General features: G+C 63.3%; 19 protein-coding genes. 7 read left to right on the top strand and 12 right to left on the bottom strand.

Annotated features, from left to right (window positions below):
• The first annotated feature begins 117 nt into the window (after nucleotides 1-117).
• Nucleotides 118-522 (top strand): DUF2147 domain-containing protein, encoded by a 405-nt coding sequence (locus JQC81_RS20760; protein WP_203273663.1) that lies wholly within the window; start codon nucleotides 118-120, stop codon nucleotides 520-522.
• A gap of 246 nt (nucleotides 523-768) precedes the next feature.
• On the opposite strand, the gene JQC81_RS20755 is transcribed toward JQC81_RS20760, so the two are convergent.
• Nucleotides 769-1,476, bottom strand: a complete 708-nt coding sequence (locus tag JQC81_RS20755) for a glutathione S-transferase N-terminal domain-containing protein (RefSeq protein WP_203273662.1) — start codon at nucleotides 1,474-1,476, stop codon at nucleotides 769-771.
• A gap of 189 nt (nucleotides 1,477-1,665) precedes the next feature.
• Between JQC81_RS20755 and JQC81_RS20750 the strand changes: the two genes are divergently transcribed.
• Both JQC81_RS20750 and JQC81_RS20745 read left to right on the top strand, forming a co-directional pair.
• The gene (locus JQC81_RS20750) at nucleotides 1,666-1,917 is read left to right on the top strand and encodes a hypothetical protein (RefSeq protein ID WP_203273661.1); all 252 of its coding nucleotides are present in this window, start codon (nucleotides 1,666-1,668) and stop codon (nucleotides 1,915-1,917) included.
• 97 nt (nucleotides 1,918-2,014) lie between these two features.
• On the top strand, nucleotides 2,015-2,377 hold the full coding sequence (locus JQC81_RS20745; protein ID WP_203273660.1) for a hypothetical protein: 363 nt from the start codon (nucleotides 2,015-2,017) through the stop codon (nucleotides 2,375-2,377).
• Between the two features lie 6 nt (nucleotides 2,378-2,383).
• On the opposite strand, the gene JQC81_RS20740 is transcribed toward JQC81_RS20745, so the two are convergent.
• Nucleotides 2,384-2,842 carry a GNAT family N-acetyltransferase gene (locus tag JQC81_RS20740; protein ID WP_203273659.1) on the bottom strand — a complete coding sequence of 153 codons (459 nt, stop codon included), beginning with the start codon at nucleotides 2,840-2,842 and terminating at the stop codon, nucleotides 2,384-2,386.
• Nucleotides 2,839-3,480: a glutathione S-transferase family protein gene (locus JQC81_RS20735; RefSeq protein ID WP_203273658.1), complete on the bottom strand. Its 642-nt coding sequence runs from the start codon at nucleotides 3,478-3,480 to the stop codon at nucleotides 2,839-2,841. Before JQC81_RS20735 ends, JQC81_RS20740 begins: the two co-directional genes overlap by 4 nt.
• 104 nt (nucleotides 3,481-3,584) lie before the next feature.
• On the opposite strand from JQC81_RS20735, the gene JQC81_RS20730 reads away from it, so the two are divergent.
• Nucleotides 3,585-3,995, top strand: coding sequence for a DUF4345 domain-containing protein (locus tag JQC81_RS20730; RefSeq protein WP_203273680.1), 411 nt, complete (start codon nucleotides 3,585-3,587; stop codon nucleotides 3,993-3,995).
• A gap of 105 nt (nucleotides 3,996-4,100) precedes the next feature.
• On the opposite strand, the gene JQC81_RS20725 is transcribed toward JQC81_RS20730, so the two are convergent.
• From JQC81_RS20725 to gatB, 5 genes are all read right to left on the bottom strand, one after another.
• A complete protein-coding gene (locus JQC81_RS20725; RefSeq protein ID WP_203273657.1) occupies nucleotides 4,101-4,286 on the bottom strand; it encodes a hypothetical protein in 186 nt (61 codons plus the stop codon).
• Nucleotides 4,287-4,443: 157 nt separating this feature from the next.
• On the bottom strand, nucleotides 4,444-5,076 hold the full coding sequence (locus JQC81_RS20720) for a LysE family translocator (RefSeq protein ID WP_203273656.1): 633 nt from the start codon (nucleotides 5,074-5,076) through the stop codon (nucleotides 4,444-4,446).
• 37 nt (nucleotides 5,077-5,113) lie between these two features.
• Nucleotides 5,114-5,638 carry a GNAT family N-acetyltransferase gene (locus tag JQC81_RS20715; protein ID WP_210347230.1) on the bottom strand — a complete coding sequence of 175 codons (525 nt, stop codon included), beginning with the start codon at nucleotides 5,636-5,638 and terminating at the stop codon, nucleotides 5,114-5,116.
• On the bottom strand, nucleotides 5,638-6,273 hold the full coding sequence (locus JQC81_RS20710) for an SGNH/GDSL hydrolase family protein (protein ID WP_203273654.1): 636 nt from the start codon (nucleotides 6,271-6,273) through the stop codon (nucleotides 5,638-5,640). Before JQC81_RS20710 ends, JQC81_RS20715 begins: the two co-directional genes overlap by 1 nt.
• A 64-nt stretch (nucleotides 6,274-6,337) precedes the next feature.
• Complete coding sequence (gene gatB / locus JQC81_RS20705; protein ID WP_203273653.1) at nucleotides 6,338-7,813, bottom strand: Asp-tRNA(Asn)/Glu-tRNA(Gln) amidotransferase subunit GatB; 1,476 nt, start codon at nucleotides 7,811-7,813, stop codon at nucleotides 6,338-6,340.
• Between the two features lie 221 nt (nucleotides 7,814-8,034).
• Here gatB and JQC81_RS20700 point away from each other — a divergent pair, with 221 nt between their 5' ends.
• The gene (locus JQC81_RS20700) at nucleotides 8,035-8,355 is read left to right on the top strand and encodes an LPXTG cell wall anchor domain-containing protein (protein WP_203273652.1); all 321 of its coding nucleotides are present in this window, start codon (nucleotides 8,035-8,037) and stop codon (nucleotides 8,353-8,355) included.
• A 148-nt stretch (nucleotides 8,356-8,503) separates the two neighbouring features.
• Complete coding sequence (locus tag JQC81_RS20695; RefSeq protein ID WP_203273651.1) at nucleotides 8,504-9,031, top strand: hypothetical protein; 528 nt, start codon at nucleotides 8,504-8,506, stop codon at nucleotides 9,029-9,031.
• A 10-nt stretch (nucleotides 9,032-9,041) separates the two neighbouring features.
• Here JQC81_RS20695 and JQC81_RS20690 read toward each other — a convergent pair whose 3' ends face one another.
• The 3 genes from JQC81_RS20690 to gatC all read right to left on the bottom strand — a co-directional run bounded on the left by JQC81_RS20690 (nucleotide 9,042) and on the right by gatC (nucleotide 11,264).
• Entirely contained in the window at nucleotides 9,042-9,341 is a 300-nt protein-coding gene (locus JQC81_RS20690) for a hypothetical protein (protein WP_376772426.1), read from the bottom strand.
• Nucleotides 9,342-9,346: 5 nt separating this feature from the next.
• The gene (gene gatA, locus JQC81_RS20685; protein WP_203273650.1) at nucleotides 9,347-10,861 is read right to left on the bottom strand and encodes an Asp-tRNA(Asn)/Glu-tRNA(Gln) amidotransferase subunit GatA; all 1,515 of its coding nucleotides are present in this window, start codon (nucleotides 10,859-10,861) and stop codon (nucleotides 9,347-9,349) included.
• Nucleotides 10,862-10,976: 115 nt separating this feature from the next.
• Entirely contained in the window at nucleotides 10,977-11,264 is a 288-nt protein-coding gene (gene gatC, locus JQC81_RS20680; RefSeq protein ID WP_036351845.1) for an Asp-tRNA(Asn)/Glu-tRNA(Gln) amidotransferase subunit GatC, read from the bottom strand.
• A 392-nt stretch (nucleotides 11,265-11,656) separates the two neighbouring features.
• Here gatC and JQC81_RS20675 point away from each other — a divergent pair, with 392 nt between their 5' ends.
• The gene (locus tag JQC81_RS20675; RefSeq protein WP_203273649.1) at nucleotides 11,657-12,226 is read left to right on the top strand and encodes a hypothetical protein; all 570 of its coding nucleotides are present in this window, start codon (nucleotides 11,657-11,659) and stop codon (nucleotides 12,224-12,226) included.
• A gap of 24 nt (nucleotides 12,227-12,250) precedes the next feature.
• Here the strand turns inward: JQC81_RS20675 and JQC81_RS20670 are convergent, their stop codons facing one another.
• On the bottom strand, nucleotides 12,251-12,952 hold the full coding sequence (locus tag JQC81_RS20670; RefSeq protein WP_203273648.1) for a metal-dependent hydrolase: 702 nt from the start codon (nucleotides 12,950-12,952) through the stop codon (nucleotides 12,251-12,253).
• Nucleotides 12,953-13,003: the final 51 nt, after the last annotated feature.

The following is a 13,003-nucleotide window of genomic DNA, read 5'->3' as shown; positions in this document are numbered from 1 at the left end:
CGGCGAGCCCCCCAGGCCTCAAGCGCCTTTTGCCCTACCCCGCTTGGAAAGCTTAACCGCCTCCCCTAGTCTCTTCCCGGAATGGTCCGCTGAAGACCAACCCAAAGGGAGTCAACAATGAGAAAAGTTATCCTCGCCCTCAGTCTCGTCATGCTGGCCCTTCCGGCCTCCGCCCAACCGGCGGACCCGAGCGGCACTTACCTGAGCGAAACGGGCGAGACCCGGGTGCGCATCGCCCGGTGCGGCGGCGCCTATTGCGGCACCATCATCTCCGTCCAGGGCGAGGCCAAGGACGTGAACAACCCGGACCCCAAGCTGAAGAGCCGGAACCTCGTCGGAATCCAGATGATCTCCAACATCCAGCCCGCAGCCGACGGCTTCACCGGCCAGCTCTACAACTACAAGGACGGCAAGACCTATAACGGCAAGATGAGCTTTGCCGGCGGCAAGGCCATGCAGCTCTCCGGCTGCGTGCTGGGCGGCCTCATCTGCCGCTCGCAGACCTGGGCGAAGGTGAACTAGAAACTTTCCGCCGACACCGTCATCCAGGGGCTGCGGAGCAGAACCCGGGATCGTGAGACGAGTGTGGCTCAACCAGCCCTCCTCCCCCTTCTGGGGAGGAGTTGGAGGTGGGGGTGTATGCGCTGAACTGGACCAGCGTGACGCTCACACCCCCACCCTGCCCCTCCCCACAAGGGGAGGGAATCCCCCGTTCTATTCTGTACCCGACCCCGGATCGGCTTCGCCGTCCGGGAGGACTTCCAATGACTACCGCGCCTTCTGGCCGAACAGCACCGCCTGAACAGCCGGGTCCGTCAGGTCGGTCTTGTTGCGGTCCTCGGAGCTGACCGCGATGCCGCGCTGGACGGCCGGGCGGGCGAGCACCGCCGCAAGCCAGCGCTTCACGTGCGGGAAGTCCTCTATGTTCTGGCCTTGGCGCTCCCAGAGCTTCGCCCAGGGAGCGATGGCCATGTCGGCGATGGAATATTCGCCCGCCACGAATTCCCGGTTCGCGAGGCGCTTGTTCAGCACGCCGTAGAGGCGGTTGGTCTCGTTGGTGTAGCGGTCGATGGCATAAGGCACCTTCTCCGGCGCATAGATGCGGAAATGGTGCGCCTGGCCGAGCATGGGGCCGAAACCGCCCATCTGCCAGAACAGCCATTGATCGACCTCGACACGTTCTCTCTCATCCTGCGGATAGAACTGTCCGGTCTTGCGCCCGAGATATTGCAGGATGGCGCCGGACTCGAACACGGAGATCGGTTCGCCCCCCGGCCCCTCGTGATCGACGATGGCCGGCATCTTGTTATTGGGTGAGATATCTAAGAACTCCGGCTTGAACTGATCGCCCTTGCCGATATTCACCGGATGGATCGCATAGGGCAGCCCGCATTCCTCGAGCATGATGGTGATCTTCCAGCCGTTCGGGGTGGGCCAGTAATACAGATCGATCGGGTGCTGCGCGGAAGCCGCCATGAAACGCCTCTCTTCAGGTTGCGACACGAATTCTCGCCGGAACGTTAAGCCATAAGATCGGAACTGGCACCCTCGCCCGCAACAAGAATCCAGGAAAACGGCGCATAGCAGCTCATCGGGGCTTGCATGTTGCCGCGCATCGATTCAGAAAGTTTATAACATAAAGCAATCGCTGTGGGGGGTGATTCGATGATGAACGGACCTGTGAGCGCAGCCCTTGCGGCTGCCATGACCTTCGCACTCGCCGGTGCGGCGCAGGCTGTCGAGACGAAGCCGAAGAAAGAGCCGACGGCAGCCCAGATGGCCGCCCGCGAGCGCATGAGCAAGTGCAGCCTCGAGTGGAAGGACGCCAAGGCCGGCGGCAAGCTCGCCAAGGACATGAAGTGGCCGGCCTTCTGGAGCGCCTGCAACAAGCGCCTCAAGGAAGGCACGAAAGCCTGAAGAGGCTTGAAGCATCGGGCCTGAAGGTGACGGCCACCTTCGGGCTTCTTCCGATGTTCATCCTTTGACGAACGCCTCGATTGGACAGGAGCTCTCCATGAACTGGCTATCCCGCATCATCGGCAAGCAAACCGCTTCCGGCGGCCACTACATTCCGCCTCATCAGGCGCTTTTCATCCGCCTCGACGGGAAGTCGCTTCCCCGCGCCATCTACGAGGAATACGATCTCTCCGGCTTCGAAAGCCAGCTGGAGATCGCCCTCGGGGAACTCGGCGAGGTCGACGGCCATGCGGTCGGCGCGACCGATACGATCATCTATCTCTACGGCCCGGACGCGGAGGCGATGTACCGCGCCGTCGAACGCATCCTGAAGACCCACCCGCTGGCCCAGGACGCGAGCGTGACGATCCGCAAGGGTCCACCCGGCGCGGCCCGGCACGAGATCTACACCCTGAACTGATCGGCTTCACAGCTTCTTCTTGAAGCCCTCGTGGCTGCGGGAGAAACCCAAGCGCTCGTAGAAGCGGTGGGCGTCCCCTCGGGTCTTGTTGGAGGTCAGCTCCATGGCGCGGGCGTCGTGCGTGCGGGCATGGTCTTCCGCGAAAGCCATCATCCTGGCGCCGATGCCCGATGATCGCCGCGCCGCTTTGACCTTCACGCTCTCCACCTTCACGCGCAGGGCGCCGCGGCCGGTAAGATTGGGGATGAAGGTGAGCTGGAACGTGCCGACGATCTCGCGGCCGTCGACAGCCACGAACAGCCGGTTCTCGGAGCTGGCTTGAATCGCCGCGAAGGCCGCCTCGTAGGCCGGGCGGGTTTCGGGCGACCACGCGTCGCCGTGGGAGCCCAACTCGTCCTCTTCATGCAGACGAATGATCGCTTCGAGATCGCCGGCCTCGGCTTCGCGGATCAGGAGATCGCTCATGCGGCTGCCCGGGATTCCGGCGGCAGCAGGTCCGTCGGACGCTTGAACCCGGGCAGCGCCTCGAAGCGTCCGATCCAGGCGCTGACATTGGCATACGGCGTGAGATCGACCGCCGCCTCGGCCGCATAGACGAGAACGCCATAGACATCGATGTCGGCGATGGTCGGGCTCTCGCCCACGATCCAGTTTCGGCCGGCGAGGTGCCCGTCGAGGGTCTTGATCGCGGACGCTGCATTGGCCGCGCAGAGTTCGAGGCTCTCCTCGCCGCCCTTCATGAAGCCGAGGCGGATGCCGCGCGAGCGGTAAATCGACGGCGCCAGGCGGTCGAAATCCCAGTAGAGCCACTCGCGCGTCTGGAGGCGCTCGTCGAGGGTCGCGCCGCCGAACTTTCCGAGGGTATCGGCAAGATATTCCAGGATCGCCGCCGACTGGCACAGATGCCGGCCGTTGTTGCGGTCAACGAGGAGCGGCACCTGCCCGTAGCGCTGCTTGGCCAGATAAGGCGGCTGCTTGTGCTCGCCGGCCATGAGGTTCACGTGCACGTAATCGAAGGCCTCCCCGGCGAGCGCCAGCATGAGGCCGACCTTGTAGGTCGGGCCTGAGAGAAAGACGCCGTTGAGTTCAAACCGTGCCGGCATGGCGAGAGCCCCCTGATGAAAATTCTGTTGCGCAGAGCCTAGTGGATTGTGTCTCAATCGGAAAGGAGCCGAATCCTGAAACTTGAGGAGATCCCATGCCCGGCATGGCGCGTGAGCGAAAGCTGCTTCAGCAGGCCGTTGCCATCGTGGCGGTCATCCCGGTCGCAACGGGGCTCTACGGCGTACTGTTCGGGCAGGCGCTCACGGGCGATGCGGTGAGCATCTCGGCGGAGAGCCACTTCCGCTATCTGTCAGGCCTGCTCTTAGGGATCGGCCTGTGCTTCTGGAGCACCCTGCCCTCCATCGAGATCCACACCGGGCGCATTCGGCTGCTGACATTGCTCGTGGTCATCGGAGGCTTGAGCCGCCTCATCGGCCTTGCCCTCACCGGCCTGCCCTCGCTCGTCATGCTGGGTGGCCTGATCGTCGAGCTGATCGTCGCGCCGGTGCTGTGCCTGTGGCAGACGCGGGTCGCCAACCGCTATGCGGAGGAATACGGGGTGGCCGAGGCTTGAACCGCGCCCGTTGCGGCGGGCGCCGTGATCGTTGACGCACTTCGTTGCGCGATGAAGAGCAGGAGGATGCGCGTGACGCATCCTCCATTCGGTTGTCACTCATGGTCAGTCGCGCCCGCTGCTGTCTTCTCCGATGTCCCTGAGCAAGTGTGCGCTGAGCCTCGCGCGCAGCGAAGCCGGCAGCTCGGAGGGTGGAAGTGACTTCAGGGGCTTGTGGCCGCGCTCCCGCACGGCGGGAATGAGATCAATGCGGACGGTGAGCCACACAAGGGAAAGCGTAATCTGCTTCATAGGAACCTGCAGCGAATTGAGAGGGAAGGATTGCCGCGATTGCGCATGGAGCAAAGTTCATGACCATGTGACGCCTCCTTCGGCTGCAGGTGAAAAAAGCGGCTGAGTCGTTCAGCCGCGGGAAGACACTACTCCATCAAGGGCGGCTTTACCAGCCTCAAGCCTTCAGTTCGCGCACGCCGTCGATGAAGAGCTTTGCTCCGATCGCGCCGAAGATGGCCCCGAAGCCTCCTTCGATCACGCGCAAGAAGCGCGCATAGACGCGCATGACGAGGCCGGTCGAGAAGATCAGCGCGTAGGCGCCGTAGATCAGCAGGGCCGACAGGGCCGCACCGACGTCGATGAACAGGAAGTGCAGCGAGGAAAGGCCGGAGGATGCGAGATACATGGAGATCGCAGCCCACACGAGCGCAGCCTTCGGGTTCGTGATCGCGACGAAGAATCCACGGCGATAGGCCGCTGCAGCTCCTGCTTCTGCGTGCCCTGCCGCCGCTCCCTGTCCCGAGGACACGAAGGCGCCCCGCAAGGCTCTCACGCCCAGGTACAGCAGGTAGCCGCCGCCGATGAGGCGCATCGCCGTGATCGTCTGCGGAAAAGCCTTGAGAATCGCACCGATGCCTAATGTCGCGAGAAGCGCCCAGAGGAATACGCCCGTTGCAACGCCGGCAGCGGTGATGATGCCGAGCCGGCGCCCGCTGCCGAGCGAGACGGAGGAAACAGCCATCATGTTGGGACCGGGCGACGCCTGGGCCAAAAAGATGCCGACGAGGACGCTTCCAACCTCAAACATGCTGTTTCCTATTCGGATGCTATTGGCGTGAGCATTATCACGGAGGAGGCTGAATTCCCAAAGCGTCCTTTTCGAATCCATACTCCACCGACCTGGAAATATCGGTGAGCTGCCTTGGCTCCGGCAGCTGCCTATATCCCAACCTCGTGTAGAGCCGATGCGCCGTGACGAAGCGCGTGTCGGACCACAGAACCATGCGCGATGCGCCTCTGCTGCGCGCGTGCGCCTCGGCCTGATGCACGAGGCGCAAGCCCAATCCCATTCCGCGCTGGTCCGGACGCACGTAGAGCCGGTGCAGTTCCGCGGTTCCGCTTTCCGGAAAATCCACCGCCACGCAGGCGCAGACGCGTCCGCGCTCGTCCTCGACGGCCCAGAAGGCGCCGCCGGTGCGGTCATAGGACGTGCTCGGCGCGCGCAGATCCGGCAGGTCGTCGTGAGGATCGACGAAGCAGCCGGGATAATCCGCATAGCAGATTGCGATCAGCCCGAAGAGATCCTGCCGGTCGCTGTCGCGGACTGGCCGGATCGCCGACAGGCTTTCGACCTTGAGTGCCAGGTTCATCATTGCCCCTTCTTGGTCGCCAGTGAGGCGACCGTCTTTTCAAGCACGTCGTGCAGCCCGCGATAGGCGCCCACCGACAGATGAATGCCGTCTGTGGTGAGCCCTGCCTTCGCGGCACCATTCCTGTCGGAGAACGCCTTCTGCAAGTCCACGATGGCCGCTGCACGGCCGTCGGCAATCTGCACGATCCGGCGGCTCAAGGAAGCCATCGCGTCGGCCGAATAGAAATTCGTGAGGCGCTTGGCACGCTCAATCGGCGGCGGTGTCATGACGATCACCGGCACAAAGGCGGCTTCGAAGTGGCGGATGATGGTTTCGAAATGCCTCGCAACCTCGTCGAGGGCACTCTCGGTGCAGTCCTTCTTCGCATCGTTCGTGCCGACGAGCAGCACCGCGATGCCGGGTTTTGCGGATTGCAGGAGAAGCGGCACCCGCGGCTCCAGTGCCTCGGTCCAGATGCCGGAATAGCCGGCATTCAGCACGGGCAGGAAGGCGATCCGGTTCCAGTAGAAGCCCTCGACGATGGAATCGCCCACGAACAGCACACCGCCCGGCCCGACGGCAGCGCGATGCGACCCGATCACGATGTCGCGGATCAGCCAGTGCGAAGCAAAGGGACTGGGCTGCGAGGTCACGGGAGCGGTGCCTTGCAAGATCCGGCGGAGCCCGAACTGCGCTCCGCCGGCATGGTCAATAGCCTTACTCGATCCCGAGCTTGCGCTTGAGGATCTCGTTGAGTGCCTGTGGATTGGCCTTACCGCCCGTGGCCTTCATGGTCTGGCCGACGAACCAGCCGAGCAGGGTGGGCTTCGCCTTCGCCTGCTCCACCTTGTCGGGATTGGCCGCGATGATCTCGTCCACGGCCCTCTCGATGGCGCCGGTGTCGGTGACCTGCTTCATGCCGCGTGTTTCCACGAGTTCGCGCGGGTCGCCGCCTTCCGTGAAGACGATCTCGAACAGGTCCTTGGCGATTTTGCCGGAGATCACGTTCTCGCCGATGAGCTCGATGATGGCGCCGAGCTGCGCGGCCGAGACCGGGGTCTGCGAGATGTCCTTGCCTTCCTTGTTCAGGCGGCCGAACAGCTCGTTGATGATCCAGTTCGCCGCGGCCTTGCCGTCGCGGCCCTTGGCCACCTCCTCGAAGTAGTCGGCGGAAGCGCGCTCGGCCACCAGCACGCTGGCGTCGTAGGGCGAGAGGCCGTAATCGGCCATGAACCGCGCCTTCTTCTCATCCGGCAGTTCCGGCAAGCCTTTCGCCAGATCGTCCACATAGGCCCGGTCGAACTCCAGCGGCAGCAGGTCCGGATCAGGGAAGTAGCGGTAATCGTGCGCCTCTTCCTTGGAGCGCATGGAGCGGGTCTCGCCCTTGCCCGGATCGTAGAGGCGGGTTTCCTGGTCGATGGTGCCGCCATCCTCGATGATCGCGATCTGGCGCCGCGCCTCGTACTCGATGGCCTGCCCGATGAAGCGGATGGAGTTGACGTTCTTGATTTCGCAGCGGGTGCCGAGCTCGTCGCCCGGACGGCGCACGGAGACGTTCACGTCGGCGCGAAGGTTGCCCTTGTCCATGTCGCCGTCGCAGGTGCCGAGATAGCGCAGGATCGTGCGCAGCTTGGTCACGTAGGCGCGGGCCTCGTCGGCCGAGCGCAGGTCCGGCTTCGACACGATCTCCATGAGCGCCACGCCGGAGCGATTGAGGTCGACGAAGCTCATGGTCGGGTGCAGGTCATGGATCGACTTGCCGGCATCCTGCTCGAGATGCAGGCGCTCGATGCGCACGGTGATGGTCTCGCCCGTTTCCGGCACGTCCACGATCACCTCGCCCTCGCCCACGATGGGGCTCTTGTACTGGCTGATCTGGTAGCCCTGCGGCAGGTCCGGATAGAAGTAGTTCTTGCGGTCGAAGGTGCTGCGCAGGTTGATCTCGGCCTTGAGGCCGAGGCCCGTGCGGATGGCCTGGCGCACGCATTCCTCGTTGATCACCGGCAGCATGCCCGGCATGGCCGCGTCCACGAGGGAAACGTTGCTGTTGGGGTCGTTGCCGAAGGCCGTGGAGGCGCCGGAGAACAGCTTGGCCTGGCTCGTCACCTGGGCATGGATCTCCATGCCGATGACGATTTCCCAATCGCCTGTCGCGCCTTTGATGAGCTTCTTAGGGTTGACCGGAGCGTTCATGAGCCTTGCGCCTTTGATCTCTTATATTTCTTGATCGGAGTACGAGCGGCGCTTGAACCGGTCAACCCCCTTCAAAATGAACGGGCGTTCAGGGTGATGACCCAATCGTTAAGATCAGAAACAATTTATGCACAGTTTTCGAAAATAATTGCCACGCTGCGATGAAACCCCATCCCACATACGGCGTTGTTCGGGAGGTAAAACGGTCAAGGAGTTTCAAAATGGCTATGGATCCCATGGATCGCGAACCCAACGTCTACAATCGCGAGACGAACGTCTACGATAACACCGGGCGCGGTTCGAACACACTTGCTTACGTGATCGGCGGTCTTGTTATCGCTCTGGGCCTGCTCGCCTTCCTCTTCTATGATGGCGGCAGCAACGAGCCCAGCACGACCGGCTCTACCGGCACCCAGACGGAAAGCACTTCGCCGAGCACGGGTTCCGGCGCCACCGGCGGTTCCTCGACCGCTCCGGCGACCCCGACCACCCCGGCTCCGGCAGCTCCGGCTGCTCCGGCCACCCCGGCTCCGCAGCAGTAATTTAGCGTCTCGCGTTTCACTGCGCAGGATGGGCCTGACCTCACGGTCGGGCCCATTCCTTTTGGGCTTGTCCTGCCAAGGAACCAGGGGCAAGCTTGAGCGGTTCCGCTTGGGAGTTTCCCACCGGCTGCATGTCAGGAGGCCAACCATGGCGAACAAGTCGAGCTTCACCCCGGAAGAATGGTCCCGTCTCGTCGCAAGTCCCGTGGTGGCCAGCATGGCGATCACGGCGGCCGATCCGGGCGGACTCTGGAGCCTGCTGCAGGAATCCATGTCCAGCGGCTGGGCACTGCTCGAAGCCAAGCAGGACGCTCAGGCGACGCCGCTGGTGAAAGCCGTGGCGGACGACATCGCCAACACCGAGACGCGCAATGCCGTGCGCGAGTCCTTTCAGAGCCAATTCAAGGGCAGCCAGTTCGCCGATGTGAAGCGCAAGGCCATCGAGGAGCTTCACGGCGTGTCGACGCTTCTCGACGCCAAGGCACCGGACGAGGCCGCGTCCTTCAAATCCTGGCTCTGGAGCGTCGCCCGGAAGTCGGCGGAAGCCGGCAAAGAAGGCGGGTTCCTAGGCTTCGGCGGCGTGGCCGTCAGCGATGCCGAGAAGGCGACGCTTGCGGAGATCGCAACAGCGCTGGGCAACCCGGCAGGTTCCGGCGCAGGGCTTGCGGAAACTTAGCCCTTCAACCCTAACCCTTGGCCAGCCGGCGGGCGGCATAGGCGCCGCTCGCCCAGAGCATGGCGGCCACGAAGCGCACGGGAAACAGGGTCAGCCCGTCGGACCGCACGGGTGCGATCCAGGGGATCCCTAAGCTGCTGATCCCCCAGGAGACGAGCACGGATACGGCCAGCGCCACCATGCCGACGATCAGCACCTTGCCGAACTGGTCGGCCTTCCAGCCGAGCCAGACCGCGATCAGTATCAGCACCGGATCGAAGGCGGCCGGCAGCCAGTCCCAGAGGGTGACGACGGGAACGGTCGGTCCCACGTCGCTCAGGCCCACCAAGCCTGGGGCAGCTTGATGCGGCCGGCGGAATCCTCGATCACCTGGCCTGCAGCGAAGAGGGTCTCCTCGTCGAAGGCGCGGCCGATGAGCTGGAGGCCGAGCGGCAGCCCCTGGGCATCGAGCCCGGCCGGCACGGCGATGCCCGGCAGGCCCGCCATGTTCACGGTGACGGTGAAGATGTCGTTGAGGTACATCTCGACCGGATCGCCCGAGCCCTTCTCGCCGATGCCGAAGGCGGCGGACGGCGTTGCCGGGGTCAGGATGGCGTGCACCCCTTGAGCATAGACCTCCTCGAAGTCGCGCTTGATGAGCGTGCGCAGCTTCTGGGCCCGGACGTAATAGGCATCGTAATAGCCCGCCGAGAGCACATAGGTGCCGATCATGATGCGGCGCTTGACCTCGCGGCCGAAGCCGGCGGCGCGGGACTTCTCATAGAGATCGACGATGTCCCGGCCGTTCTCGCGCAGGCCGTAGCGCACGCCGTCATAGCGGGCGAGATTCGAGGACGCCTCGGCCGGTGCCACGATGTAATAGGCGGGCAGCGCGTATTTGGTGTGCGGCAGCGAGACCTCGACGATCTCGGCGCCGGCCGCGCGCAGCCATTCGGCGCCCTGGTGCCAGAGTTGCTCGATCTCGGGCGACATGCCGTCGATCCGGTATTCCTTCGGAATGCCGATCTTGAGGCCCTTCACGCCGCGGGAGATGGCCGCCTCGAAATCCGGCACCGGCAGATCCACGCAGGTGGTGTCCTTCGGGTCGGGGCTCGCCATGGAGCCCAGCATGATGGCCGAGTCGCGCACCGTGCGGGTGATGGGGCCGGCCTGGTCGAGGGACGAGGCGAAAGCCACCGTGCCCCAGCGGGAGACACGTCCGTAGGTCGGCTTGATGCCGACCGTGCCGGTGAAGGCGGCAGGCTGGCGGATCGAGCCGCCCGTATCCGTGGCGGTCGCACCGAGGCAGAGATGGGCCGCGACGGCTGCGGCCGAACCGCCCGAGGAGCCGCCGGGCACCAGATGCGTGCCCTCGATTTGCCCGGAGGCGTCCGCGCTCACGTTCGAGCCCTCGCGCCGCCAGGGCGACACGACCGGCCCGAAGGCGCTGGTCTCGTTCGACGAGCCCATGGCGAACTCGTCCATGTTGAGCTTGCCGAGCATCACGGCGCCGTCGTTCCAGAGGTTCCGGGTGACGGTGGACTCGTAGGGCGGGTTGAAGTTGCCGAGGATCTTCGAGCTGGCCGTGGAGACCACGCCCTCGGTGCAGAACAGGTCCTTGATGCCGAGCGGGATGCCCTCGAGCGCCCCGGCCTCGCCCTTGGCGATCCGCTCGTCGGAGGCCTTGGCCATGGCGAGCGCCTTGTCCGGCGTCTCGAGCACATAGGCGTTGAGCGCTCTCGCCTTCTCAATGGCATCCACATGGGCCTGCGTCAGCTCGGTGGCGGAGAAGGTCTTGGCCTTCAGGCCGTCGCGGGCCTCGGCAATGGTGAGATGGGTCAGTTCGGTCACGGGAGCATCCTGGTCATCCCGGACGCGGCCCTGCCGCGATCCGGGATCGTCTGGAAATTGAAACTGGTCTAGCGATCCCGGCTCTCCACTCGCGCTCCGGCCGGGATGACGGCCTCTACTCGACGACTTTAGGCACCAGGAAGAAGTTGTCTTCCGTAGCAGGAGCGTTCTGGACGATCTTCTCCGGATAGCCTCCGTCGGTCACGCCGTCCTGGCGCTTCTTCATCACCATGGGAGTCACGGAGGTCATGGGCTCGACGCCCTCCACGTTCACCTCGTTGAGCTGCTCGACGAAGGACAGGATGGCATTGAGCTCGCCCTGGAGATGGGGCACCTCCTCATCCGTCACGGCAATGCGCGCCAGATGGGCGATGCGGCGGACCGTTTTCTCATCGACCGACATAGATGGTCATACCCCTTGGAAATCTGCTGGCCGGGCTATAGCACCCGCCCGCGCCGGGGGGCAACGGCGGATGTGGGGCAAGCCATGCCTCCCCCTCAGTCATTACGCGGAAAGAACGCCTCGTCTGAGTTCTCTCCCGCCCATTGCCACCACAGCTCAGGAAATCACCCCCAAGCAAAAATCTAGCTGTGAAAGACGAAAGAAACTATGTTACATTAATCCCAAGAAAGTTTTGCCTAGCTCATAAGAAGAGTTTGAATATGTCATTTCGGTCGGTTTTGCGTTGGGTTCTCTGTGTTATCGCCGCGGGTTTTTACAGCTTACCGGTAGCAACGACTGCCAGAGAAAATCCCCGACAGGCTAATCAACGGGTTCAGAGCAACGAACCGGCCATGATTATCGTTCGTGTTTGGAAAGATGGGCAGCCATGCCTTGGCATGGCCCGACTGCGCCCCCTGAAAGGCGGGCAGATAGATATGAGCCGCTTCGTCAATATCGGCTATGTGACGTCGTTCGATACCAAGCCTCAGTTGGAAGCGATGGCCAATTTCTTTGGGCAGGCGCTCACCCAAGACTTCAAAGGTATCAACAGCGAGCTCATGAAGGAGTTCAAAGATCAGTTCGTGCCGATCGAACCTGGCTCCTACGTGATGACCAACATCACCTGTACCTCTGGCCGAAACAAAAGCTGGATAGGCGATGACCGAGCCAATCCATTCGCTTCCGAGTCGGGTTCTGCAACACCTATTCTTGGAGCTAACGTCATCGATGTTCGCCCAGGCGGAATCCTTGATGCCGGCATCATTGAGATCCGGAGCGACGATGTCGGTTTATTCGAAAGAAAAACCGGCGCTGTCGCAGCTTCGCCCGCGCCTGCTCAGGAACAGGCGAAGCTCCGAGAGATGTTTCCTGACGCTGGGAAAAAGCTGCGCTTCTCATCTTTTCGGGCTGGGAAGCGCTGATCAGACCCTTACTCCCATCATACCCTAAACCGTCACCCCCATCGTCTTGTGCGGCACCACCACCTGAATGCCCTTGCCGTCGAGAGCGGCCACGAAACGGTCCGCATTGGGCACCAGCGGCGGGAATGAGCCGTAGTGGCAGGGGATAGCCGCCTTGGCGTTGCCGAAATAGCGTTCGACGGCGAGGGCCGCCACCTCCGGGCCCATGGTGAAGCGGTCGCCGATGGGCACGATCACCACGTCGGGCTTATGGATCTCGGCGATGAGGGCCATGTCGCCGAAGATGTCCGTATCGCCCATGTGGTAGATCGTGGGCTCGCCCGGCGCCTTCACGATGATCCCATTGGCGCTGCCGAGGGGGAAGTTCACGTCCATCTCCACGAGGCCGGATGAATGGTCCGCCCGCACCATGGTGACGGTGAAGCCGCCCTGGTCCGTGGTGCCGCCGGTGTTCATGGGATCGAAGCTCTCGAGCCCCTGCTTTGCCAGGTACATGCACAGCTCGAAATTCGTCACCACCTTGGCGCCGGTCGCCTTCGCGATGTCCACCGTATCGCCCACGTGATCCCCATGGCCGTGGGTGAGGAGGATATGGGAGATGCCGTCCGTGATCTTTTCCCTGTCGCCCTCGAAGGCTGGGTTGCCCGTGAAGAAGGGGTCGATGAGCAGAGCCTTGCCGGCGAAGTCGAGCCGGAAGGCGGAATGACCAAACCACGTGATTTTCATGGAAATCCTCTCATTTTTGGCCAGATGAAATGGAGCGGCTTCAGCCCCTGA

This window comes from Microvirga arabica (genome assembly GCF_016811235.1).
Lineage (GTDB): Bacteria > Pseudomonadota > Alphaproteobacteria > Rhizobiales > Beijerinckiaceae > Microvirga > Microvirga arabica.
The sequence above is the reverse complement of the archived record's forward strand: the minus strand, read 5'-3'. Positions and strand labels throughout refer to the sequence as shown.